Origin of the sequence: Streptomyces albidicamelliae (genome assembly GCF_025642175.1) — a bacterium.
GTDB lineage: Bacteria > Actinomycetota > Actinomycetes > Streptomycetales > Streptomycetaceae > Streptomyces > Streptomyces albidocamelliae.
Genome location: NZ_CP106795.1, coordinates 8029851 through 8053229 on the forward strand (window position 1 = coordinate 8029851; position 23379 = coordinate 8053229).

Below are 23379 nucleotides of genomic sequence, written 5' to 3' on the forward strand. Positions count from 1 at the left end.
CGCTCATGCCCGGTGGTCGGAAGCCGTCACCATCCCATAGGTGACCAGTCCGTACGCCACATGCGGTATCACGTCCGACACCCAGTCCTTGGCCGACCAGGTCCGCGGATCGCTCACGCCCAGCCGGGCCATCGGCAGGTCGGTCGCGACCATGGCTAGGCCACCGGTCACGACACCACCCAGCCACCAGGGCATCCGGACACCGGCCTGACGCATCAGCGAGACGGCCACGCCCATCCCGCAGCCGACGGCGATACCCGACAGCGCGCCGAGGCCCGAGAGGCGGTTGTCCCGGGTCTCGCCCGCCCCCGCGACCGGATGCCCCGTGTCCTGGGCGATCTTCTCCACCACCTCGGCCGGAGCCTGGCTCGAGGGCCTGCCTCGCACCGCCATGTCGGCATAGGTCACGGCGTTCAGTACGGTCGTGCCGGCGGCGCCTGCCGCGCCCCCGCGCACCACGCTCTCGATCATGCCGGGCTGATTTCCCACAGCACTCACTCCCGAATCGGGGCCATGCGGACGGAGGGGCGTCAGGGCACCCCTCCCCCCGATTTTCGCCCGAACGGAGACGGACGGCGCGGCGACGCGGGAGCATCGGGACGGCCGGTCCGCCGCTGACCGGTCCCTGCCGTGCCGGCTGACCGCTCGGGGAACACCGCGCCGCCCCGCCGCGAGGAGGGCGGCGGGGCAGCGTGGTGGAGATCTTCAGGTGGGTGTCCGTCGGGTCTGTCTACTTGACGACCACGTCGGGCGGGGGCGGCGGAGCGGGGGTGTCGGGGGCGGAGCCGCCGGTGTCGGGCTCGGGAGCGGGCTTCTCGGGCGGCGGGGTGCTGCCGGTGCCGTCCGGGGTGCTGGAGCCGCCGCCGCTGTGCGGGGGCGGGGTCTTCCCGTCGGGGCACGGCGGGCCGTTCTTGCCGTTGGTGCCCGTGCCGTTGCCGCCGTTGGTTCCCTTGCCGCCGCAGGAGCCCCTGCCCCGGCCGCCGGTGCCACCGGTGCCCGTGCCGCCCGGGGCGGTGCAGACGGTCGCGTCGCCGCCGGTGCCGTTGCCGCCGTCGCCGCCGGTGCCGTTCCCGGGGCGGCAGGTGTCGTGGTCGCCGTTGTCCTTGTGGTGCCGGCCGCCGTGCTCGTCGTGCTTCTTGTGGTGATCGCCCTTGTGGTGGTCACCGTGGTCCTTCTTGCCGCTGCCGTGGTCGTCGTGCTTCGCCGAGGCCGCCATCGAGTGCGGTGCGGTGGCGGCGACCGCGCCGCCCGCCGGGATCAGAACCATGCCGAGGGGGAGCAGGAGTGAGGCGGCGGCCATGGCCAGGCCGTGCTTCCGGACGTTGCGGGTCATGAGGAGTGCCGTTTCCGTGGAGATCGGGGATGTCGGGGCTCGGAATCGAAGATCAGGGGTGGGTCGGGGGAGTGGGTGGCCCGGCCGGTGGTCGCGCCACCCAGCCCCTGTCGTTCACTGACTGCCGTCAGCGGCTCATGCCTCAGGCAGTGGCATCGCCACCGTTTCCGCCGGTCGCGTCCCCGCCACCATTGCTCGTGGCGTTGCCGCCGTTGCCGCCGGTCGCGTCGCCGCCGCCATTGCTCGTGGCGTTGCCGCCGTCACCACCAGTGGCGTCGCCGCCGGCATTGGTGGTTGCGTCGCCACCCTTTCCGCCGGTGGCGTCGCCGCCGGCATTGGTGGTCGCGTCGCCACCCTTACCGCCCGTTGCATCTCCGCCCGCATTGGTTGTGGCGTCGCCGCCCTTTCCGCCGGTCGCGTTCCCGCCGCCGTTGGTGGTGGCGTTGCCGCCGTTTCCGCCGGTCGCATTTCCGCCACCATTGGTCGTGGCGTCACCGCCGTTACCACCCGTCGCATTGCCCTTGTTCTTCTTGTGATCCTCCTTGTGATGGCTCTTCTCGTGGTGATTCTTCTGATCGTGGTTCTTATGGTGGGCGGCCACCGTCGTCACGACCGAGTCGGGCATCGTGCCCGCCGACGCCACGGTGGCCGGAAGGAGGATTCCGCCGGCGACGACCACGGCCGAGGCGACGAGGGTCGAGATACGGAAGCCGCGCTTGGTACGGATTTCCGGGGTGGTCTGGCTGATGCGCTGCATGGTTTTCTCCTACTTGTTTCAGGGGCCTTTTCTGTTTCCGGTCTTTCCGGTGCGGCCCGTGCTTCAAGTAGGCCCGAATGCGAGAACCGGGTCACGTTCCGAGGACTCGGGACTTGACGAAGAGCGCGGTGGCCGTGACCATGCCGGTCCCCGGGCCGTCCGAGCAGGCTGGTCGGGCGGCCCTCCTGGAGGGGGTAGAGTGGAGGTACCGACGCGGGGTGGAGCAGCTCGGTAGCTCGCTGGGCTCATAACCCAGAGGTCGCAGGTTCAAATCCTGTCCCCGCTACGAATCGAAGGGCTCGGCCGATCAGGCCGGGCCCTTCGTGTTTTCTCGGGCGACGCCGGCAGCCCGGCCGCCGCCTGATTCGGCAGCCTCCCCCCGTCCGAGCACGATCGGCCGCGGGCATTGGAGTGATCAGCACACCGGACGGTGGCGTGGTTCCCGCACCCCCTCGCATCGCTTCCTAAGGTCGGCGAGAAGCCGCTTCCCGAGGTCGGCGAGAGACGTTCGGCAGCACGCCGGCTGTCGATGACAGAGGGGTGAATCGTGGAGCACACCACCGCGACGTCACGAACGGACACGGCTCTGCCCGGAGCCGACCGCACGCGCCGATGGACCGGGCGACTGGCGGGCGCCGCGAGCCTCCTCATGGCCTGTGCTCTGTCGATCCCCTCCGCCGGCGCCGTGCAGGGCCACACGCGCGCGCCGGGCGAGGAAGCACTGTTCGTGTCCGACTACGGCAACAACCGCGTGGTCACGCTGCCGGCCGCGGGAGACGAACAGGCGACCGTTCCGCTCGACGGCGTGGTACGTCCGACCGGTCTGGCATGGGACGCCGCGTGCGACCTCTACGTCTCCGACACGGGCAACAACCGGGTCGTGAAGCTGGCCGCGGACGGCACGCAGTCCACGGTGCCCACGGGCGACCTCTCGCGCCCCCTGGGCCTCGCGGTCGACCGGGGCGGCAACCTGTTCATCGCCGACAGCTTCGACAACCGCGTCGTGAGGGTGACCCCGGACGGGCGGCGCAGCATCGTCCCCACCACCGGCCTGCTGCACCCCTGGGGTCTCGCACTCGCCGGCGGCAGCCTGTACGTCTCGGACTTCATCAACAACCGCGTGGTCAAGGTGGCGGTGGACGGAAGCGGTCAGACCACCGTGCCCACGGTGGGCCTCTCCCAGCCGACCGGACTGGCCCTGAACTCCGCGGGCGACCTCTACATCTCCGACAGTGGCAACGACCGCGTGGTGAAGGTGGCCGGGCGCGGCGGATCGCAGACCACGGTGCCCGTCACCGGTCTGCTGGGTCCGCTGGGCCTCGCCGTCGACGGCCACAAGAACCTCTACGTGGCCGACGGTTCGCACCATCGCGTCGTGAGATTCCAGGAGAGCGGCGGTCGGCAGACCACCGTTCCCCTCACCGGCCTCAACACCCCCACCGGCATCGCGTTCCCCGCACCGCGCAGGTGACCCCCGCGCGTCGACGGGGCCGGGCGGGGTGGCCGACCGGCGGCCACCCCGCTAGCGTCACCCCGTGGATCAGGATGAACGGCAGCTGCACGCCTCGTCGTTCGGTGCGGTGGCGGACGCGTACGCCGCGCACCGACCTGACTACGCGCGGGCCGCGGTGCGCTGGGCACTCGAACCCGCGCCCGGCCCACGCGTCCTCGACCTCGGTGCCGGCACCGGCAAGCTGACCGCCACGCTGGTCGTCCTGGGCGCCGAGGTCATCGCCGTCGAGCCCGATACGGGGATGCGGACCGAACTGCGCCGCTCACTGCCCGGTGTTCGCGCCCTGCCCGGGAGTGCCGAGGCGATCCCGCTGCCGGACGCCTCGGTGGACGCGGTGCTGGCCGGCAACGCGATGCACTGGTTCGACATGGCCACCGCGGGACCGGAGATCGCCCGGGTCCTCGCACCCGACGGCGTCCTGGCCGGCCTGTGGAACCTCATGGACGACCAGGTCGAGTGGGTGGCCGCGTTGGCACGGGTCGGCGGGGACGCGGCTGTCGGCTCCCGTGACACGCCCGCGGCCTGGCGCGCCGAGACGGCCGCCATGCACCTTCCCGGGGATGGCGCGGCCGCCCGATTCGGGTGGCCGAGGCAGGCCGAGTTCCCGCACGGTCAACGCCGTACAGCTGATTCCCTGGTCGCGACCCTGGCGACTCGCGCGGGGATGCTGGTCATGCCGGAACCGGAGCGGGACGCCACGCTGGCCCGGATCCACGCCTTCCTAGCGACCCGACCGGAGACCGCCCGCGGCGAGTTCACTCTCCCGATGCGGACCGGTGTGCTGCGCGTACGGCGACTGTGACCGTCAAGCGGCGGCCCGGAACCCGCCGGAGTCCTACGGCTCCAGGCCGTCGAGCAGCATGGTGAGGCCACCCAGGAACTCCTGGTCGGGGCCGACGTCACGGGCGTCCCGGGCGGTCCGGGTCATGAGCGGGAAGTCGGTGGGGGAGAGTCGGGTGATGGCTGTCGTGCCGGGACCGGCCAGGGGGCCGAGGTGCTCCAGCTGGATGGCTCCGATGACGTAACTGAGGAGACCGCGCAGGGCGACGACTCGCCGCTCCCCTTCGAGTCCGGCCGCGGTGAGGACGGCCAGCACGGTCTCCGACCAGCGCAGTACCCCTAGGGAGTGATGCCGGTGGGCGACCGTGAGGGGAACCACCTCCGGGTGGGCGCCCACGGTGTCACGCAGGCGCCGTGCCATGACCGAGACCTGCTCGCGCCATGACGCTGCCGGATCCGGCATCCCGGTGTCCACGTCGTTCAGGACCCGCTCGACGACGAGCAGTTCGAGTTCCCCGCGGTCCGCCACGTACCGGTAGAGCGCCATGGTGCTCATGCCGAGTTCCTTGGCGACGGCACGCATGGACAACGCGGCCAGCCCGTCGCGGTCGATGACGGCGAGGGCGGCCGAAGCGAGCTGTTCCGGGGTGAGCGAACGAGGACGTGGCATGGCGGTTGACAGCGTACGACATACGCCTAACACTCGTAAGTGTAGGCCGTACGCCTAAAAAAGGGGGAAGCATGCGCCCGACACGCGGCCCGGTGGAGCCCGGATCCACCGTCGACCCACGCCACCTGTCCACCGTCTCCGGGGAGCGGATCACCCTTCCCGATCCCGACCGGCTGGTCCACCTGCAGTTCCGTCGCTTCGCCGGCTGTCCGGTCTGCAATCTGCACCTGCGGACCGTGGTGCGGCGGCACGAGGAGATCGAAGCCGCCGGTGTGCGAGAAGTCGTGCTGTTCCACTCGCCGGCCGAGGAACTGGCGCCGCATGTGGAGGCCCTGCCGTTCGCCGTAACAGCCGACCCGGACCGGCGGCTGTACGTCGAGTTCGGTGTGGAACGCTCGTCCCGCGCCCTGCTCGACCCGCGTGTCTGGGGGCCCATCGTGTGGGCCGTCCTCAGCGGTACCTGGAACGTCGTCCGCGGCCGCGAGAGGCTGCCCGTCACCCGCCCGCACGGCGGCCGGCTCGGCCTGCCCGGCGACTTCCTCGTCGCGCCCGACGGCCGCGTGCTCGCCGCCAAGTACGGCGAGCACGCCTACGACCAGTGGTCGGTCGATGAGCTCCTGAAGCTGGCGGCCGGCGCGCCGAGGAGCGACCGGGAGCCGACCTAAGAGCCACACCGGGCAACGCCCTCCGCGGTCGTACCGGGTCGGTCGTGTCAGTCGCACCGGTCGCCGGCGCTGCCGAGGATGCAGGCGGGGGAACCTCTCGCTGGCCGACGCCACCTCCTTCATCAACTTCGGGGCGTTCCTCGGCTTCACGCTCGTCAACGTCTGCGTGATCGCCTACGCCGTGCGCCAGTGGCGCGCGGGAACCCGCCACTCGGCCGTGCGGTACCTGCTCCTCGGGCTTCCGCCGCCCCCCCGAACTGCGACTCCGGTCCGGCGAGGAAGGCGGCGCCGCCGAGCCGGAGGCCTCCGGCCCGCTGCTGCCGACGGCGTGAACAACGCCTGAGCCGCCGATCACGGAGAGCGGTCGGGGGCTCAGGCTCCGTATGCCCCCGGTGCCGCCCGGCGGCCGTCAGGCGCGGTTCGGGGCCGGCTCCGGCTCCGGGACTCGTGCCGCCGGCCGGCGGGGGAGCAGGAGCGGGGTCGTCAGCAGGAACACACCGGCCAGTCCGATGGCCGTACGCGGGCCGAGCAGGCTGCCCAGCACACCCCAGAGAGCCGTCAGGAGGGCGGTCGCGGCCTTCGTCGACACCGCCCAGGCGGTCAGGGTGCGGGTGACCCGGTCGGTCGCGGTGTGCTCCAGGCGGAAGGTGGTGTAGACGGGGTTGAAGACGCCGCAGCAGAAGATGAGCCCGAACTCGACGCCCATCACCAGCAGCAGCCCTCCGGTGCCCGGTCCGAGGAAGGCCAGGCCCACGGGCCAGAGCGCGCGCAGCGCCCCGGTCGCGACCAGGACCTGGTGCTGTCCGAACCGGGTGACGAGCGGCCGGGCCAGCCGTGAACCGAGGAGCCCGCCGATCGACGGTGCGGCGAAGGCGAGGCCGTACTGCCACGGGGAGAACCCGAGCCGGCCGAGCATGAGGACGGCCAGCAGCGGCTGGGTGGCCATCACCAGGCCGTTGAACAGGGCGGTGTTGAAGAACAGCGACCGCAGCGGCACGTCGGCGAGGACGTACCGCCAGCCGTCGAGCAGGTCCCCGGGGCGCAGGCGCGCGGTCCTCCGGCGCTCGGGCCGCGGTTCCTGCCCGTCCGTCGCACCATCCATCGCCCCACCCATCGCCCCGCCCATCGCACGGAGGCCCAGAGCGGACAGCAGGTAGCTGACCGCATCGGCCACCACCGTCGCCAGCGGACCGAGGAGCCCGATCGCCACGCCTCCCAGTGGCGGCCCGACGATCGTGGTCGTCCAGGACGTGGACTCGAACCGGGCGTTCGCGACGAGGAGATCCTCGCCCGGCAGCAGCGCTTTCAGGTACGCGCCGGAGGCCGCGCGGAAGGTGATGTCCGCCGCCGCGACGACGACCGAGACGAGCACGAGCTGAACGAAGGTGAGCGCGCCGAGCGTGAACGCGGCCGGGATCGTCAGCAGCGCCACGCACCGCACCAGGTCCATCGCGATCAGCACCTGCCGCTTGCGGCGGAACTCCACCCACGGCCCCAGCGGCACCGCCACGGCCGCGCCGACCGCCGCCCCCACGGAGGAGAGCGCGGCGACCGCCGCCGGTCCGCACCGCAGCACCTGGACGGCGATCAGCGGGAACGCGCCGAAGGCGAGCCAGGTGCCCAGCGCGCTGGTCCCGTAGGCGGCCCAGAGCCACCCGAAGGGCCGCCCCAGTCGCCGGCCGCGAAGCCGTCCCAGCCGGTGCCCGCTCCGCACGCCTGCCCCCACACACCGTTCACCCGAACAACCGAATCGCGATCGGAATCATCAAAGCGAGCGCTGTGTCCAGGGGTCAAACAACGACCGAGGCGCTACGCACAACCCGTGGTTGTGGCCGTAGGGTGCGGTCATGGACCTCGACACCGTCCGGACCTTCGTCGCCGCCGCCGACGCGGGGCGTTTCCAGGAGGCCGCCGCCCAGCTGGCGGTCACCCAGCAGGCGGTGTCCAAGCGCATCGCCGCGCTGGAGCGCACCCTCGGCGTACGACTGTTCACCCGCACGCCACGCGGGGCCGAGCTCACGATCGACGGGCAGGCCTTCCTGCCCCACGCGCGCGAGCTGCTGCGTGTCGCCGAGCGCGCGGTCGCGTCCGTGCACACCGGGCGCCGTCCCCTGCGCGTCGACGTGATCGCCTCACGTGGCGCGGCGTCGGGCCTGATGCGCGGCTTCCACGAGGCACACCCCGAGATCGACCTCGACGTGCTGATGCTGCTCGACATCGAGACGGCCGTCGCCGCCATCCGGTCCGGCACGATCGACGCGTCCTTCCGCGCGGTCGCCATGCCCGGCCGGCCCTTCCCGGAGGACATCGAGTCCGTCCGGGTGCTCGACGAGCCGCTCCAGCTCCTCACCGGCCCCGCCCACGCGCTGGCGGGCGCGCGTTCGGTGACCGTCGCTCAGCTCGTCGGGCACCGGATCTGGATGCCCGGCATCGTCCCCGGTTCCGAATGGGCCGCGTACTACGACGACCTCGTCGCCGAGTTCGGCCTCACGATCGAGGCGACCGGCCCCAACTTCGGCTCCGACGCCCTCCTCGACACCATCGCCGACACCCCTGCGCTGGCCACCTTCATGGGGGAGCACACCCGTCACGTCTGGCCCGCCGCCCATGGTCTGCGCCGTATCCCGGTGACCGACCCGCAGCCCGTCTACCCGCACTCGCTCGTCTGGCACCGCGACAACCCCCACCCGGCACTGGCCACCCTCCGGACCTACCTGGCGGCCGCGGCCGCCGGCCACGACACGGCGGGCACCTGGACGCCGGGCTGGGTGCTTCAGCACTGACCCGCGCGGTCCGGCCGCTCACCAGATCAGGCACCAGTAGCCGCCGTAGCTCCCGATGCCGATACGGCCGCCCTGGGGGACGAGGCTCGGATCCGGCCGGCCCACGGCGGCCATCGAACACGCGGGGTCGCCGACGGTTCCGGCCGCTGCCATCCGTTGCGCGGCGGCGATCGCGGCGGCCGAGGTGAACCACGTCGTCGTCGGACCGGACCCGGTGGCGGTCGGGGCGGGGGTGGGAGTGCCGGTGGGAGCGGGCGTATGCGGACGCGTCGACGGCCGCGGGGCCGTGGTCGCCGTGGGGCGTGAGGGCGTGACCGGGGAGTGCTCGCCGGCGGCCGGACCGGGTTCGGCGTCACCCGCGTCGACCGGTGGGTGGGTGGCTGGGCGGGGGCGGACACGGTGGGCGCGGTCGGCGCGGGGCGGTGTGCCGGCGGGGTGGTCGGCGCCTGGGACGTCCGGGGCGGCCTGCTCGGTGCCGTCCGGGTAGGACGGGGCGCCGGGGTGGTCGGTGTCGCCGACGGTGTGCTGCTCGACGTCTCCGGCGCGGGGCTTCGGGACGGGCGCGGGGTCGACGTCGGCACGGAGATGTCCTTCGAGGGCGACGGGCTGGGACGGGGCGTACCGCCGTCCGTGGTTGCCAGCCACACACCCACGCCGCCCCCCAGCACGAGCACAGCCGCGCCGGCCGCGATCCACGGGGCCTTGCGAGGCGGGCGCCGGTGACGGCTCATACCCTCCACTGTCGGCCTGCCCGCCGACGACTTCAACCGGAGCCGTCAGCGGCCCGTGCGCGCGCACCATAGGGGGCGACATCCGCACGTGGAGCAGCCGCGCCGTGCCGACGGCCGCGCCGGACGATCTCGGCCGTGCCACTGGGCCGGAGGCCGGGCGGCCGAAGTCCCAGCCCGCGTTTCCAGGTGGTCCTGATCGCCCTGGCGGAGGCTGAAGTCGCGCATCCGCCACCGTCCGGATCGCACGTCCCGCACCGTCCGGATGCGCACACGGAAACGAGATCCACGAACCGTTCGTGAGCAACTGCCCGTCTTCTCGGCGGTGTTCTCTAAAATGCACCCATGCACACGACCACGAGAGTGGCGCTCCGCGTCACGGGGGCTCTCGTCGCAATTGCGGCTGTGACGACCGGCTGCAGCCAGGACACGAGCACCGACACCAACGGCAGAAGCGTCACTCCGCCCCGCTCGCAACACGGACTCGGTGACATCATCGTCGGCGGGAAGGCCGTCACCGGTTCGCAGCCCAGTCACCTCGCCAAGGCCCCGTACCAGCGCACCTACACGAACGGCCCGCTCTACGCGCCGGTCACCGGCTACCGATCGATGGTGTACGGCAACTCCGGCCTCGAAGCAGTGTACGACCGCACGCTGGGCGCCGGAGCGTCCGGCTCCGCACGGGGCGACGTCACGACGACCATCGAACCCGCCGTGCAGGAGGCCGCGTTCGACGCGCTGGACGACCGGCAGGGTGCCGCGGTGGCGCTCGACGCGGACTCCGGGGAGCTCCTCGCCGTCGTGAGTACACCGTCCTACGACCCGGCGCGATTCAGCGGCCGGGGATCGAAGGACGCTCGGGCGTGGAAGTCGGCCACCACCGACAGCCGTTCACCGATGCTCAACCGGGCCCTGAAACAGCCCGATGCCCCGGGCGCCACCTTCAGCGTGGTCGTCGCGGCCGCGGCTCTGGAGCAGAAGCTCTACACGACGGTCGACGAGGCCACCGCCAGCCCGCGCACCTTCGTCCTCCCCCTGTCCACGAAACGGGTCACCGGCACATCGCCCCAGTGCGAGAACGCCTCGATCCGAACGGCGCTGCGCCATTCCTGCGCCAACGTCTTCGTCAAGATGGCCGCTGACCTGGGCCTGACCCGACTCGGTGCGGTGGCGGAGAAGTTCGGTTTCAACGACGACACGCTCAAGGTGCCCCTGTCCGTCGCCGAGAGCAGCTATCCAGCCGCCGGCACGTCGACCGCCGGCGTGGCTCTGACGGGGATCGGCGCCGGAGACGTCCGGGCGACTCCGCTGGCGATGGCGCGCGTGGTGGCCGCGGTCGCCGACGGCGGACGGCTGGTTCCCCCACGGCTGGTGAAACTGGTGACGGATGCGGACGGCTCCACCCACCGGCCCGAGTCCCAGGACGGCCGCTCCGCGAAGCGGGCGATCTCCCGGGGCACGGCCGACGCCCTGCGGGAGGTCATCGGGCGGAGCGGACAGGCGGGTTGGACGGTCGGCGGCAGGGGGGAGTCCGCCAGCTCATGGTTCATCGGCTGGACGGAGGCGCCCGGCGGACGCCGCACGGCCGTCGCCGTACGCGTCGAAGGGCCTGCCCCAACGTCGGGTGGAGACGACGAGGGGCACGCAGCGGCCGAGGTGGCGCGGAAGATCCTCGCGAGCGTTTCCTGACCCCTGCTCAGCGCGACGTGTTCCTCCGCCGGGGTCCGACGGCCCCCGCCGGAGGCGGTCAGCGGGCGCTGCCGAGATCGCGGTCCGAGCCGGAGCCCTGGAGCATCAGGGTGGTCTCCTCGATGCGGCTGAACCGGCCGTAGGCGTGCCGGCGGTACTCCGGGGTGACGTGGCGATCAACCCCCTCCTGGAGGGTGAGTGCGCGGTCGAACAGCAGATCGTTCAGAGCCGCCTCGATACCGGTGCGGGCCACGGGACTTCCTCTCCTCGGGGATCAGGGTCGCGTGCACCGCGTGTGCGGTGCGTCGAAGGTTCGACATCAGTGGCCAGGGGTGATCGGCTGACGGTCGATGCACGCCGAGTCCGAGCCCTTGCTCGCGGCGTGCCGGCCCTTGATCTCCACCCGGGCGCCGGGCCGCACGGCGTCGTACACCCGCTTCCCGTCCGCCGGAGCGAGGGCGATGGCGCCGAGGATGTGGTCCTGGCCGAGGTAGGGGAGATCGGACTTCTCCATCGCGAACAACAGCAGCCGCTGGTGGTGACTGCGGTCGGTGAAGGTGACCGCCCACTTCCTGGGCCCCGGGCGGCCCACGTGCTGCTTGCTGGGCTGGAGGTGCACGCCGGCGTACTTGGCGGTGACCGTGACCGTAGTCTCGCCGATCGAGCAGAAGCTCGCCGGCGCGGCGATGGTGAACACCCTCCCGTCGATACTCAGCGTGTGGGCGTCCAGGTCGACCATCACCCGCTGGACGGGCGCCGGGGAAGGGGCGGGCGGAGGCACGGCCGGTCGGGTGGGGGAGTCGAGGCCGCCCGAGGTGACCGCCGCGACGGCCGCCACGGCCATCGCGGCGATCCCGCCCGTGGACAGCACCGCGCGCCTGTTGCGCCGGCGGCGCTGCGCCCGGCTCCTCGCCTGGGACCCGGTGGCCGGTGCCGCGCCGTGCGCGGCCAGGCCACGGAGCCGGGCCGACAACTCCGTCTCGGTCAGGGGCTGCGGTGGCGTCCGGTCAGACACGGGCTTCCTCCGTGGAGTGGGTTTCCTCGCTCACCAGGTGAGCGGCGAGCGCCGTACGGCCGCGTGACAGGCGTGCCTTGACGGTGCCTACGGCCGCACCGGTCTCCGTGGCTATCTGCTCCACGCTCAGATCGCACAGGTGGTGCAGCACGATCGCGGTCCGCTGGACCTCCGGCAGGCGGCGCAGAGCGGCGACCAACGCCACGTGGTCCGGGCTCGGTTCGGGCACCGACCGCGGCGGCGACTCGCCGCGGACCAGGTCCCACCAGTGGCGCGCGCGCCGCCAGCGGCTCATCGCCAGACGGTGCGCCACCGTGCGGATCCACGCCTCCGGGGACTGGTCGCCGGTGAGGACGGACGAACGCCGCTCCCAGGCGCGAGCGAACGCCTCCTGCACCACGTCCTGGGCCTCGGCGTAGTCGCCCGTCAAGGCGTACAACTGGCCGACAAGACGCGGGCAGGCAGCCGTGTAGAAGAGGTCGAACTCGTCCTCGGTCACCTTCTCTTGCTCTCTTCATCACGGCGCGGGGCGCGTCTGGTGGGCCGGTGCGGTGGGGATCACGCGGTCGTCGTGGCGCCGGCGGCACTGTGCGCGAGCCACTGCTTCCAGGTCAGGTTCCAGTCGCCGTAGCCGTTGCCGGCGGCGACGCGGTCCTTCTTCGCCCCGACGACCTTAACGACGTCACCGATCCGCACCTGGTCGTAGAAGCGCTTGGCGGTGCCGTCGGTGGCGAGGCCGACACAGCCATGGGTGACATTACGGTGGCCGGCCTCGGTGTCCGCCCTCGGGTTCTGGTGCACGTACGTCCCCGACGTCGTCAGGTGCACCGCCCAGTAGTAGTCACCGCGGTACTCGTCACCGAGGCCGACGGTCCGCGAGTCCATGAGCACCTTGGGCTGCTTGTCCATGACGACCATGGTTCCGTTCCAGGTGTCCGTACCCGGCGCCCCGGTGGTGACGGGGATGCGCTGCGTCCTCCCCCCGGTGACGACGGTCATCTGGTGCGTCTCGGCGTCGACCGTGGCGACCAGTGAACGGCCGATCGTGAAGTGGCGGACGCCGTGCGAGCCCAGACGGAGCGTGATCTCGGTGCCGGGCGCCCAGTAGGTGGTGCTCGGGCGGAAGTCGACACGCTGACCGTCCCAGAGGTTGTGTCCCTTCACCCAGCTCCAGGCGCCAGTGGCACCGGACGAGGTCCGCACACGCAGCCAGTCCTCGACGGCCTTGCGGTCGGCGAGGGGAACCGGCTGCGGAAAGGTGACGGATATCGGCATGCCCACACCGACCGTCTGCCCGTCGGACATGTTCACCGTCGCCCGCGCCAGTACCGCGGGCTCCGGCGTGGACGGAGCGGGGCGTGCATGGGCGGTTCTGCCATGAGTCTGGGCGGGGGCCGCCGTGGAGTCATGGGTGCGTGGTGCGTCATCGGCCACACGGACGCCGGTCCCCGCGTCGGTCGAGCAGCCGACGGCCGAGAGCAGAGCGACGCAGGCGGTGACAGCGGCGCCGAGGCGGCCGGCGGTCCGACCGGCCGAACGGTCCAGATGCATGAGTGTTCCCCCGTGTGAGGTGCGGTGTCGCCTCGTATACGCACGGGCCCGGGGCCGGGTTGCATCGGATCGAAACTTCTTCGGGAACGAGGAGCATCGGCGCGGTGCAGCGCGTCGTCCTTGCGGTTGCGGTTGCGGTTGCGGTTGCGGTTGCGGTTGCGGTTGCGGTTGGGGGACCGCGCGGGCGCCGCCGGGGCCGGCCGGAGTGCACGGCCGGCACGGCGCCGACCCGAGCGGTGACGCCGACCGACGTCCGAACCGCGCGTGCGTCGGGACGGCCGCAAGGGCCGGACGGAGCACGGCCCTTGCGGCCGACGCGGGCCCCCGCGGCGGCGGACCCGGTCGCCGCTCGACCCGAATCGTCACGGGCGCGTACTCGGACGGCTGTGCCGGCGCGAGCGCGTCGGCGCCGAGCCCCGTTCAGTTGATGCGGACCCCGTTCAGCCGATGGGGGTCCCGGCTCCACTCACTCGGACGCGGGGGTCTCCCGCGCGGAGCGTCACCGTGAGCTCGCCCGGGCGGCCCATGTCCTCACCCTGGCGCAGGGTGAGGACGGACTGCTCGGGAACCAGACCGAGTTCGCGGGCGTACGCACCGAACGCGGCGGCAGCGGCGCCGGTCGCCGGATCCTCGACGACGCCGCCGACCGGGAAGGGGTCACGGACGTGGAAGACCGTGTCCGACTCCCGCCACACCAACTGGACCGTGGTCAGGTCGAGGCGGTGCATGAGCGTCTCGAGGCGCGCGAAGTCGTAGGCGAGGTCGGCCAGGCGGGCGCGGGTGGCCGCCGCGAGGACCAGGTGGCGGGCGCCGGCGAAGGCGATCCGGGGTGGGAAGGCCGGGTCGAGTTCGCTCCGCCGCCAGCCGAGGGCCGCCAGTGCCTCGGTGACATCGGCGTCGGAGACCTCCTCGATGTGCGGCGCGACGCTGGTGAGCGTGGCTCGCAGCGTGCCGCCCTCCGCGGCCACCTCGACCGGCACCGTGCCCGCGGGCGTCGCGAACACCAGCTCTCCGGGGCCGGTCCGCTCGGCGAGCGCGATGGCGGTCGCGATGGTGGCGTGCCCGCAGAACGACACCTCGGCCTTGGGGCTGAAGTAGCGGATGGCGTAGGCCCGTTCCGTTCGCCCCTCGACGCCTTCCGGCGGGACGGTCAGGAACGCCGACTCGGAGTAACCGAGGTCGGCGGCGATGGCCAGCATGGCATCGTCGTCCAGACCGGCGGCGTCCAGGACAACCCCCGCGGGGTTGCCCCCCTCGGGGTTGCTGGAGAAGGCGGTGTAGCGCAGAACTTCGGGCAGCGGCGACGTCATGATCGCGGCAACGCGGGGCGTGACCCCGAAATTCCCGGCCTGCCGACGAGATCGGGCGAGGGGTGCGGCGGCCTCCGCCCGGGCGTCCGGCGGAGCCACCGGCCGGCAGGCCTTCCCCCACCTGAGCCGCGTCGCCCGCGTCGTCCACCTGTCTCAAAGTCGTCCGCGACGGATCGCCGGGACCTAGGCTCGGTCGTGCTTCATGATCCCGGAGGAGGGCGCTGAACAGCAGTGACGGACAAACGAGTGGTCATCGTGACGGGTGGGGGTTCGGGTATCGGGGAGGCGACGGCCCGGCTGCTGAGCGAGGGCGGCCACCACGTCGTCGTGTCCGGCCGGCGCGTCGAGCCCCTGCGACGCCTCGAAGCCGAGACCGGGGTTCTGGCCCATCCGTCCGACGTGGGGGACCCCGCGGCGGCCGATGGTCTCGTCCAGGCGGCCCTGGCCGCCCACGGGCGACTCGACGGGCTGGTGCTCAACGCGGGCATCGGGCGCGGCGGAGCCGTGGGGGACCTGTCCCTCAAGGACTGGGACGAGGTGATGCGGACCAACGTCACGGGCCCGCTGATGCTCCTGCGCGCGGCGCTCCCGCACCTGGTGGCGGCGCGCGGGGCCGTGGTCGCCGTCGCTTCGGTGTCCGCGCTGCGCAACGGCACGAGCAACGCCCCGTACGCCACCTCGAAGGCGGCCCTGCTCCAGCTCTGCCGCTCCGTCGCCGTCGACTACGGGCGTCAGGGCGTGCGGGCCAACATCGTGTGCCCAGGCTGGGTGCGCACCGAGATGGCCGACCGGCGCATGACGCGCTTCGCGCAGGAAGCGAGCCTCGACGGCGGTGTGGACGCCGCCTACGACGCGGCGACCGCGTTCCTGCCCATGGGCCGGCCGGGCGAGCCGGGCGAAGTCGCCGAGGTGATCGACTGGTTGCTGTCGCCGGCGGCGTCGTACGTGAACGGCTCGGTCCTCACCGTCGACGGCGGTACGACGGCCCTCGATCCCGGAACCCTCGGATTCGACCACCGGATCAGCCCACGCGGCTAGGCCATTTCTCCTCCTGGACCGGACCGGCCCGCGGCGCATCACCGATCTGGCCGCGGTCGAGGGCGTCACCCAGCCCGCGATGACCGCCCTGGTCCGGGTGATGGAGGCGAACGGCCTGGTCGAGCGGCGGGGCGACGCGTCCGACAAGCGGGTCACGCTGGGGTGCCTGACCGAGGCCGGCGCCTCCTATGTCCCGGACGCGGCACCAGGCGGGCGTTCTCGCGTTCGAGCGGTTGACCGGCGAGCTCACCGGCGGCGAGGTCGAGGCGCTGGTGGCGGCCCTTCCGGCGCTGAAGCATCTTGCAGAGCTCGAAAGCCAGGACCGCGAAGGGCCGAAGCGGTGACCGCGCAGCCGGTCGGCGGGGCCGCGGTGGGGGCGTTCCCGGTGGCGCGTTCCGAGGCGCGGCTGCTGGCCCCGCCCTGATGTTCACCGCTCTGGTCGTCGCGGCGGTCGCCAGCCTCGGGACGCCGCTCAGCAGCGAGACGTCGAGCGCCATGAGCTTCAACTACGTCGTCCGCAGCGTCAAATACTCCCTGGGCAGCGCCATCGGCGGCCTTATCCTCACCCCGGACAGACGCTCGTCCGAGACCACCTCGTAAGCCAGACGCACTCATCCCCACACTGGAGGTCCCATGCCCAAGGGCTACTGGATCAGCGCCTACCGCACCATTTCGGACCCTGAGAAACTGGCTGCTTACGGCAAGCTGGCCGCTGCGGCCGTCAAGGCCGGGGGCGGCCGGACCCTCGTCCGTGGCGGTCGGGTCGTGGCGCATGGCGCCGGAATCGCCGAGCGCACCGTCCTGGTCGAGTTCGACAGCTTCGAGCAGGCCGTCGCGGCGTACGAGAGTGCGGCCTACCAGGAGGCGTTGGTCGCCCTTTCCGACGGCGTTGAGCGCGACTTCCGCATCGTCGAAGGCATCGACTGACCGAGGTCCGGTCGGATCTTCACTGAAGGCTCTCCTCGGGCGGCAGGCGAAGCACGCGACGCCAGTTCAGAGCAGGATCGGCAGGGCGAGCCGCGCAGCACCGTCCGGAGACGCCATCAGGCCGGCCTGGCCCAAAAGGGCTTGTCGGCCGACCCGAGCGGGGAATGATCCGGACGGCAGGCTCCAGGCACCCGGCGGCAATGGATCAGGCCGGTGGGGGAGGGGGAGGACCGGCCGGGGCGGAGGCGTGCGTCCGCCCCCAATGGGCAGGAAAGCCCGCTCGGCCGGGGCGCCCCCGCCCCTACCGCCCCGCCCGCCCCCTTCCGGCCGTCAAGCCCGCAACCCCGCCCGCGCCAGGGCGACTTCGGAGAGGTCGGCGATCGCCTGCCGGTCTCCGCGGCGCCAGGCGTCGGCCAGGCCACCCGGCGGGACGGGGACCCGGGCGAGATCGCGGAGCGGCCCGGTGAGGGCCCGCAGGGCCAGCAGGTCGGCACCCCCGGGTGCGTCCAGGAGCCGCCGGGTGGTGGCGCTGCGCCGGATCCAGAGCAGCCGCGGTGGGAGCCAGAGCACCAGGACGAAGGCGACGGGAAGGACGATCAACGCGAGGGCGGTCAGGTCGGCGACCTGGCCCACGACGTCCTGCAGTGACCGGCCGGCGTCGGAGAGACCGTCGCCGGCGCTCGCCGCGGCCTGGAGAGGCTTCTTCAGAGCGCCCCCGATCAGCGGTACTCCGGAGGCGCTGTCGGCGGCGTTGTTGAGGCCCGTCGCGAGGTCGTCACCCGCGCTCTGTGCCTTCCGGCCGGGCTCGGCCAGCGACATGATCGCGTCGCGGACGGTCAGCGCGAACCAGACCGAGGCCGCGATCAGGGCCACGGCGATCAGGTCCGCGAACACCTGACGGATCCGGCGGGGCGGGGTCTGGGCGTAGAGACGCATCGGTGTCCTCCTGCTCCAGTGCTGGCATCGACAGTGGCCGGCTTCGGCCAGGTGGGGCCTGGGGGCGTGGTGCGGGGCCGTCGGGCGACGGGACGTGGGAGTGACTCTCCCACTGTGCCCCATCGGCACCCGCGATCGACACGGTGCCTCCGACTGTGCCCCATCGCTGTCCGCTATCGACACGGTGCCGTCGGCTGTGCCCCCTCGGCACCCGTCATCGACACGGCGCCGCCGAACCCCGGCGGGACTGGCTGTCGCCGACCGGCCGACCGACCAGTCCACCGACCGACCAGCCGCCCACCAACCGTCTCCCGTCGCCCGATCGGCAGGAACTCCCGGATGCGTCCGATCCCTCGGACACCTCAGGATTCCCCAACAACCCCCTCCGCACGCCACCTTGACGCCCCAATACCGCTCACGAAGAATGGCCCGCGGCCCTGACAACGTTGTCGAAAGGCGCATGATGAAACAACGCATCAGCCGTCACCGACCGCGCTCCCTGAGCGCGTTGGCGGTGGCCGCTCTGCTGGGCGCGGGACTGTGCACCGGACTGCCGGGCACCGGGCTCACCACGCGGGCAGCGCATGCCGCGGTCGGCGGGACGCGCGGCGCGGACCGGCTGACCGATCTGGTCAACCCCTTCATCGGCACGGAGAACGAGGGGAACACCTATCCCGGCGCGGCCGTACCGTTCGGCATGGTCCAGTTCTCCCCCGACACCGGGCACAACACCGGCTACGACTACTCGCAGGACCACATACGCGGATTCTCCATGGTCCACCTGTCCGGGGTCGGCTGCGGGCTGGGCGGCGACCTCCCGGTGCTGCCCACCACGGGCGACGTCACCAGCACGGACAACGCCACCTACGCCGCGGGATTCAGCCACGACGACGAGACGGCCGCGCCCGGCTACTACGGCGTCGGCCTCGACAGCGGTGTCAGGGCGGAGCTGACCGCGACCGAGCGCACCGCCGTGCAGCGCTACACGTTCCCGGCCACCGACAAGGCCAACGTGCTCATCAACGCCGGTCAGTCGCTGCACAAGACCCTCCGCACCAAGGTGGAGATCCTCGACGACCGGACCGTGCGGACGGCCATCACGGGCAGCGGCTTCTGCCAGGACACCAAGCCGTACACGGTCTACACGATCACGCGGTTCGACCGGCCGTTCACCGCGTCCGGCACCTGGAAGGGCGCCGACGTCACCGACGGCTCGAAGACGTCGCAGGCGGACGGCGAGCGCAACGGCGCCTTCGTACGCTTCGACACCTCCAAGGACCGTACCGTCGAGGCGACCACCGCCCTGTCGTACGTCGACGCGCGAGGGGCGGATGCCAACCTCCGCGCCGAGGGCGGCCGTTCCTTCGACAACGCCCGCCGGGCCGCGGTGGACGCGTGGGAGGACCGGCTCGACGACGTCCGAGCCCAGGGCGGCAGCACGACCCTGCGGCGAACGTTCTACTCCTCGCTGTACCGCTCGTTCCTCGCACCGAACATCGGCAGCGACGTCGACGGCCGCTACACCGGCTGGGACCAGAAGGTGCACCGCGCCGAAAATTTCACCTACTACCAGAACTGGTCCCTCTGGGACACCTACCGGACCCAGACCCAGCTGCTGTCCCTTCTGGCGCCGCGTGAAGCACGGGACATGGCGCTGTCCGTGATCCGTGTCGACAAGGACAGCGGCTGGCTGCCCAAGTGGGGCTACGGCACGGTCGAGACCAACATCATGACCGGTGACCCCGTCACCCCCTTCCTCACCAACGCCTACCAGCAGGGGCTGTTGAAGGGGCACGAGGAGGACGCCTACCGCGCGCTCAAGCGGAACGCCGACGGTGTCCCGCCCGCCGACTCCGCTCCCGTCGGCCGTGAGGCCAACAAGGAGTACATCGCCGACGGTTTCGCTCCCTACGTCAAGGGCCGGCCGCACGCCAAGCCCGGCGACTCCGACTACGACCACGGCGCCTCGGCCACCCTGGAGTACGCCCTGTCCGACGCCATGCTCGGCCGGATGGCCAAGGACCTGGGACACCGCGCGGACGCACGGCGGTACACCGAGCGGGCACGCAACTACCGGAAGATCTACGACCGGTCGACCGGGTTCTTCCGCGCGCGCGACGCCTCGGGCGCCTTCACCGGACCGGCGGACCCGGCCCGCAGCGAGGGCTTCCACGAGGGCACGTCGTGGCAGTACCAGTGGCTGGTGCCCCAGGACCTGCCCGGCATGATCGACCTGATCGGCGGCAAGGACGCCGCCAACCAGCGGCTCGACTCCTTCTTCGCCTACGACAAGCTGGTCACCGACCCCGCGAGGACCGCCCGTGAGGTGTGGGTCAACGGGCCGTACGACTACTACAACGCGGACAAGTACAACCCGCAGAACGAACCGGACCTGATCGCCCCCTACACCTACCTCTCCACCGGACAGCCCTGGAAGACCACCGACGTGGTCCACGCGGCACTGACCCTGTTCACGGACGCGCCGACCGGTATGACCGGCAACGACGACCTGGGCACCATGTCGGCCTGGAACGTGCTGTCGTCCATCGGCCTCTTCCCGGTGCAGCCCGGCACCGACACCTGGGGCCTGTCGACGCCCGTCTTCGCACGTGTCGACATCACGCTCGACCGCCGCTACTACCCGCAGGGCCGGCTCACCGTGCGCGCGCCGGGCACCTCGGACTCCCGGCGCTACATCCAGTCCGCGCGGACGGACGGCAGCGCCTACGGCAAGACGTACCTGACCACCGATAACCTCCGCCGGCTGCGCGAACTGTCCTTCCAGGTCGGCTCGACGCCCTCCTCGTGGGGCACCGGCACGGAAGCGGCACCACCCGCCCTGCAGTGACACCGGTCCACGCCGTGCCGGCCCCTCGCCCCAGGAGGGGCCGGCACGGCGCTCCTCACCGCCCGTGGCCGGTCACGAGAGGATCTCGACGTACCCGTCGGTGCCGTGCACGCGGATCCGCTGCCCGTCCCGGATCAGCCGGGTGGCCCGCTCCACACCCACGAGGGCCGGCAGGCCGTACTCCCGGGCGATCACCGCGCCGTGGGTCATCAGGCCGCCCACCTCCGTCACCAGGCCCGCGATGCCGACGAACAGCGGGGACCAACTGGGGTCCGTGTAGGCCGTGACGAGGATGTCGCCCGCTTCGAGGTCGGCGTCCGCGATGTCGAGGACGACGCGGGCCCTTCCCTCGACGGTCCCGGCGGAGACGGGGAGCCCGATGAGGGCGCCGGCCGGCACGTCGTCGCGCCGGTACGCGCCGTTGACGGCCTCGCCGTCCGAGGTGAGCACCCGGGGCGGTGTGAGCGCCTGGTACGACCGGAACGCGTCCTTGCGCCGCTGGATCAGCCGGAGATCCACCCGGTTCGAGCGCACCGCGTCGTGGAACTCCTGGAACGTGAGGTGGAAGACGTCCTCCCGCTCGGGGATCACGCCGGCCCGTACGAGGCGTTCGGCCTCCGCCAGGAGGGCCTGCTTGTAGACGAAGTAGCGGCTGACGATGCCGTACTTCGGGTACTCCCGGTACCCGATGAAGGTGCGGACCCGGTCGATCATCCGCTTGGTCTCGTCGGCCTTCCGGTCTCCGTCCGGCAGGGCCCGCAGGCGTGCCAGCACGTCCTGTTCCTTCTGCTGTGCCTTCCGGCGCCCCAGCTCGAAGCGCCGCTCGGCGGCGCCGGGGCCGAAGTTGCGGACGTTGTCCAGGATCACGGGCACGAGCGTGGCGGGCCGCTCGCGCCAGCGCGGCCTCGTGATGTCGATCTCGCCGACGCAGCGCATACCGTACCGGTCGAGGTAGGCCTCGATGGCGTCACGCGCTTCGGTCCCGCCCGGGAGCTTCGCCAGCTCGTCCAGGAAGTCCTCGTCCTCGACGCCCTGGAGGAACTCCACCACCTCGGGCCGCGGACGGATCACGTCCGCCACGTCGAGCAGCGCCAGGCCCATCTCCGAGGTGATGTTGTCGGGGGCGGACAGCGTGAGCGTGTCGGCCGCGTTCTTCTCGCCCAGCCACTCCCGCAGCCTGTCGTTGAGCCACCAGGTGGCCTCCATGCCCGCCATGATCGCCTGGATGCTCAGCGGATCACTGAGGACTCGCTTGTGCTCCTCGAAGGCCTCCAGCAGGAAGTCGAACAGCGCCGGCCCGGTCTTCGTCCGGATGTCGCGTTCCAGGGCCGCGAGGGACGCCTCGCTGCGCTCGATCAGCTCGGTGACGACGGCCGGATCGGTCGGGATCGGGGCCGGCGCGCCGCCCGCGGGCGGCCCGCCCGGGCCCGCGTCCGGGAGCGACGGGACGAAGCCGGCGCGGTCGAGCACGGTCTCGAGTGCGTCCCTGACCAGCGGATCGCCCTTCCCCATGAGGTCCAGGAGGCCGGCGCGGCTCGCGGGGGAGGCCAGGCGCGGGGTGACGTCCACGAACAGCCGCCCGCCGGCCTCGTGCATCGGCACCATGGCGGTCAGCCGCCACATGGAGAGCCCGAGGGGCTTCATGGCGTCGGTCATCATCTGCTGGTGGCCGACGGAGACGTAGACGTGGTTCTCCCGGTCGCCGACGTCGGGAACGGGGAAGAGCGTCGTGATGGGCCGGCTCTGAACGATCTGGAAGCCGTCGTCGGCCAGGCACCACTCGATGTCCTGCGGGCGGCCGAAGTGTGCTTCGATCCGCCGCCCGAGCCCCACGAGCCGCACGACTTGCGCGTCCGTCAGCGTCGGCTGCCCCTGCCGGGGCGGGTCGACCGGCACCTCCCGAGTTCCGCCGGCCGGCAGCGCGTGCACGGCACGCTCTTTGACGGCGATCGTTCTGGCGACGACCGCGCCATCCCGCACCCTGAAGACGTCCGGGTTCACCAGACCGGAGACCAGGGCCTCGCCCAGGCCGAAGCCGGCGTCCACGGTGGCCACCGTCCGGTTCCCCGTGACGGGGTCGGCGGTGAACAGGATGCCTGCCGCCTGCGGGAAGACCATCCGCTGGACGACCACGGCCATCTGGACCGTACGGTGGTCGACGCCGTTGCGTTGGCGGTAGGTCACGGCCCGTTCGGTGAACAGCGAGGCCCAGCACCGGCTGATGTGCCGGAGGATCGCCGTCGGCCCCACCACGTTCAGGTACGTGTCCTGCTGGCCGGCGAAGGAGGCCGTCGGCAGGTCCTCCGCCGTCGCGCTGGACCGGACGGCACAGGCGGTTTCCTCGCCGAGCCGGGCGAGCGCGCGGGTGACCGCCGTCGCGAGGTCGTCCGGGACGGCGATCCCCTCGACGGTCCGGCGGATCTCCGCGCCGAGTGTGCGGATGGTCTCCCGGTCGTCCGGGTGCGCGCGCGACAGCCGAGCGAGCAGATCATCGAGCGACGGGGCCTCCGCCATGATCCGCCGGAAGGCGTCCGTCGTGACGCAGAAGCCGTCCGGTACGCGGACCCCCTCGATCCGCGTCAGCCCGCCCAGGTGCGCGCCCTTGCCGCCGACGACCGCGACCTGGGTCTCGTCGGTCTCCTGAAGATCCAACACGTACCGCTCGATCACAAAGCTCCCTCCGGGGCGGGCGTGCACCGTGACACCGCGGTGGCCGATCGCATCGCCGCCTCATTTCCCCACGTTGGGGCACCGGCCGACGATTCTGCGCCGTGACCCGGGCCTTGCCGCAAGCCCCCCGTCGCGCTATAACTTGAGAGTGGCAAGGAGAGGGCTC

The 23379-nt window shown here is 72.0% G+C and carries 22 protein-coding genes, 1 tRNA gene and 1 pseudogene; 11 read left to right on the top strand and 13 right to left on the bottom strand.

The genetic code is table 11. From position 1 onward, the window contains the following. Nucleotides 1-3: 3 nt before the first annotated feature. From N8I86_RS36290 to N8I86_RS36300, 3 genes are all read right to left on the bottom strand, one after another. On the bottom strand, nt 4-471 hold the full coding sequence (locus tag N8I86_RS36290; protein WP_263279801.1) for a hypothetical protein: 468 nt from the start codon (nt 469-471) through the stop codon (nt 4-6). Nucleotides 472-730: 259 nt separating this feature from the next. Beyond that, complete coding sequence (locus tag N8I86_RS36295) at nt 731-1333, bottom strand: hypothetical protein (protein ID WP_263279802.1); 603 nt, start codon at nt 1331-1333, stop codon at nt 731-733. Between the two features lie 142 nt (nt 1334-1475). Next, complete coding sequence (locus N8I86_RS36300; protein WP_263279803.1) at nt 1476-2090, bottom strand: hypothetical protein; 615 nt, start codon at nt 2088-2090, stop codon at nt 1476-1478. Nucleotides 2091-2302: 212 nt separating this feature from the next. Here N8I86_RS36300 and N8I86_RS36305 point away from each other — a divergent pair. The 3 genes from N8I86_RS36305 (at nt 2303) to N8I86_RS36315 (ending at nt 4405) form a co-directional block, all read left to right on the top strand. Beyond that, a tRNA-Met gene (locus N8I86_RS36305) sits at nt 2303-2376 on the top strand. Between the two features lie 261 nt (nt 2377-2637). Next, complete coding sequence (locus N8I86_RS36310) at nt 2638-3561, top strand: SMP-30/gluconolactonase/LRE family protein (protein WP_263279804.1); 924 nt, start codon at nt 2638-2640, stop codon at nt 3559-3561. 64 nt (nt 3562-3625) lie between these two features. Beyond that, nucleotides 3626-4405 (top strand): class I SAM-dependent methyltransferase, encoded by a 780-nt coding sequence (locus N8I86_RS36315; protein WP_263279805.1) that lies wholly within the window; start codon nt 3626-3628, stop codon nt 4403-4405. 33 nt (nt 4406-4438) lie between these two features. Here N8I86_RS36315 and N8I86_RS36320 read toward each other — a convergent pair whose 3' ends face one another. After that, nucleotides 4439-5053, bottom strand: coding sequence for a TetR/AcrR family transcriptional regulator (locus tag N8I86_RS36320; protein WP_263279806.1), 615 nt, complete (start codon nt 5051-5053; stop codon nt 4439-4441). 71 nt (nt 5054-5124) lie between these two features. On the opposite strand from N8I86_RS36320, the gene N8I86_RS36325 reads away from it, so the two are divergent. Next, nucleotides 5125-5718 carry a peroxiredoxin-like family protein gene (locus N8I86_RS36325; RefSeq protein ID WP_263279807.1) on the top strand — a complete coding sequence of 198 codons (594 nt, stop codon included), beginning with the start codon at nt 5125-5127 and terminating at the stop codon, nt 5716-5718. A 409-nt stretch (nt 5719-6127) separates the two neighbouring features. Here the strand turns inward: N8I86_RS36325 and N8I86_RS36330 are convergent, their stop codons facing one another. Next, entirely contained in the window at nt 6128-7432 is a 1305-nt protein-coding gene (locus N8I86_RS36330; RefSeq protein WP_263279808.1) for an MFS transporter, read from the bottom strand. A gap of 133 nt (nt 7433-7565) precedes the next feature. Here N8I86_RS36330 and N8I86_RS36335 point away from each other — a divergent pair, with 133 nt between their 5' ends. Next, the gene (locus N8I86_RS36335; RefSeq protein ID WP_263279809.1) at nt 7566-8501 is read left to right on the top strand and encodes a LysR family transcriptional regulator; all 936 of its coding nucleotides are present in this window, start codon (nt 7566-7568) and stop codon (nt 8499-8501) included. Between the two features lie 18 nt (nt 8502-8519). Here the strand turns inward: N8I86_RS36335 and N8I86_RS36340 are convergent, their stop codons facing one another. Further along, nucleotides 8520-9146 (bottom strand): hypothetical protein, encoded by a 627-nt coding sequence (locus N8I86_RS36340; RefSeq protein WP_263279810.1) that lies wholly within the window; start codon nt 9144-9146, stop codon nt 8520-8522. 428 nt (nt 9147-9574) lie between these two features. Between N8I86_RS36340 and N8I86_RS36345 the strand changes: the two genes are divergently transcribed. Beyond that, entirely contained in the window at nt 9575-10918 is a 1344-nt protein-coding gene (locus tag N8I86_RS36345; protein WP_263279811.1) for a penicillin-binding transpeptidase domain-containing protein, read from the top strand. Between the two features lie 58 nt (nt 10919-10976). On the opposite strand, the gene N8I86_RS36350 is transcribed toward N8I86_RS36345, so the two are convergent. The 5 genes from N8I86_RS36350 to N8I86_RS36370 form a co-directional block, all read right to left on the bottom strand. Then, nucleotides 10977-11171 (bottom strand): hypothetical protein, encoded by a 195-nt coding sequence (locus N8I86_RS36350; RefSeq protein ID WP_263279812.1) that lies wholly within the window; start codon nt 11169-11171, stop codon nt 10977-10979. A 66-nt stretch (nt 11172-11237) separates the two neighbouring features. After that, nucleotides 11238-11933 (bottom strand): hypothetical protein, encoded by a 696-nt coding sequence (locus tag N8I86_RS36355; protein ID WP_263279813.1) that lies wholly within the window; start codon nt 11931-11933, stop codon nt 11238-11240. Further along, nucleotides 11926-12432 carry a SigE family RNA polymerase sigma factor gene (locus tag N8I86_RS36360; protein WP_123441013.1) on the bottom strand — a complete coding sequence of 169 codons (507 nt, stop codon included), beginning with the start codon at nt 12430-12432 and terminating at the stop codon, nt 11926-11928. The genes N8I86_RS36355 and N8I86_RS36360 overlap by 8 nt, the downstream gene beginning before the upstream one ends. A gap of 59 nt (nt 12433-12491) precedes the next feature. Then, on the bottom strand, nt 12492-13367 hold the full coding sequence (locus N8I86_RS36365; protein WP_404830890.1) for a L,D-transpeptidase: 876 nt from the start codon (nt 13365-13367) through the stop codon (nt 12492-12494). Between the two features lie 557 nt (nt 13368-13924). Further along, nucleotides 13925-14794, bottom strand: a complete 870-nt coding sequence (locus tag N8I86_RS36370; protein ID WP_263279815.1) for a PhzF family phenazine biosynthesis protein — start codon at nt 14792-14794, stop codon at nt 13925-13927. A gap of 231 nt (nt 14795-15025) precedes the next feature. Here N8I86_RS36370 and N8I86_RS36375 point away from each other — a divergent pair, with 231 nt between their 5' ends. The 4 genes and pseudogenes from N8I86_RS36375 to N8I86_RS36395 all read left to right on the top strand — a co-directional run bounded on the left by N8I86_RS36375 (nt 15026) and on the right by N8I86_RS36395 (nt 16759). Further along, the gene (locus N8I86_RS36375; protein WP_263279816.1) at nt 15026-15832 is read left to right on the top strand and encodes an SDR family NAD(P)-dependent oxidoreductase; all 807 of its coding nucleotides are present in this window, start codon (nt 15026-15028) and stop codon (nt 15830-15832) included. After that, a pseudogene (locus N8I86_RS39140) lies at nt 15786-16176 on the top strand (MarR family winged helix-turn-helix transcriptional regulator). Before N8I86_RS36375 ends, N8I86_RS39140 begins: the two are co-directional and overlap by 47 nt. A gap of 79 nt (nt 16177-16255) precedes the next feature. Next, nucleotides 16256-16432, top strand: a complete 177-nt coding sequence (locus N8I86_RS36390; protein ID WP_263279818.1) for a hypothetical protein — start codon at nt 16256-16258, stop codon at nt 16430-16432. A 33-nt stretch (nt 16433-16465) separates the two neighbouring features. Further along, nucleotides 16466-16759, top strand: a complete 294-nt coding sequence (locus tag N8I86_RS36395; protein ID WP_073898295.1) for a DUF1330 domain-containing protein — start codon at nt 16466-16468, stop codon at nt 16757-16759. A gap of 330 nt (nt 16760-17089) precedes the next feature. On the opposite strand, the gene N8I86_RS36400 is transcribed toward N8I86_RS36395, so the two are convergent. Next, nucleotides 17090-17695, bottom strand: coding sequence for a hypothetical protein (locus N8I86_RS36400; RefSeq protein WP_263279819.1), 606 nt, complete (start codon nt 17693-17695; stop codon nt 17090-17092). Nucleotides 17696-18158: 463 nt separating this feature from the next. Here N8I86_RS36400 and N8I86_RS36405 point away from each other — a divergent pair, with 463 nt between their 5' ends. Beyond that, nucleotides 18159-20543 carry a GH92 family glycosyl hydrolase gene (locus tag N8I86_RS36405; protein ID WP_404830891.1) on the top strand — a complete coding sequence of 795 codons (2385 nt, stop codon included), beginning with the start codon at nt 18159-18161 and terminating at the stop codon, nt 20541-20543. Between the two features lie 72 nt (nt 20544-20615). Here N8I86_RS36405 and rph read toward each other — a convergent pair whose 3' ends face one another. Next, the gene (gene rph, locus N8I86_RS36410; protein ID WP_263279821.1) at nt 20616-23213 is read right to left on the bottom strand and encodes a rifamycin-inactivating phosphotransferase; all 2598 of its coding nucleotides are present in this window, start codon (nt 23211-23213) and stop codon (nt 20616-20618) included. Nucleotides 23214-23379: the final 166 nt, after the last annotated feature.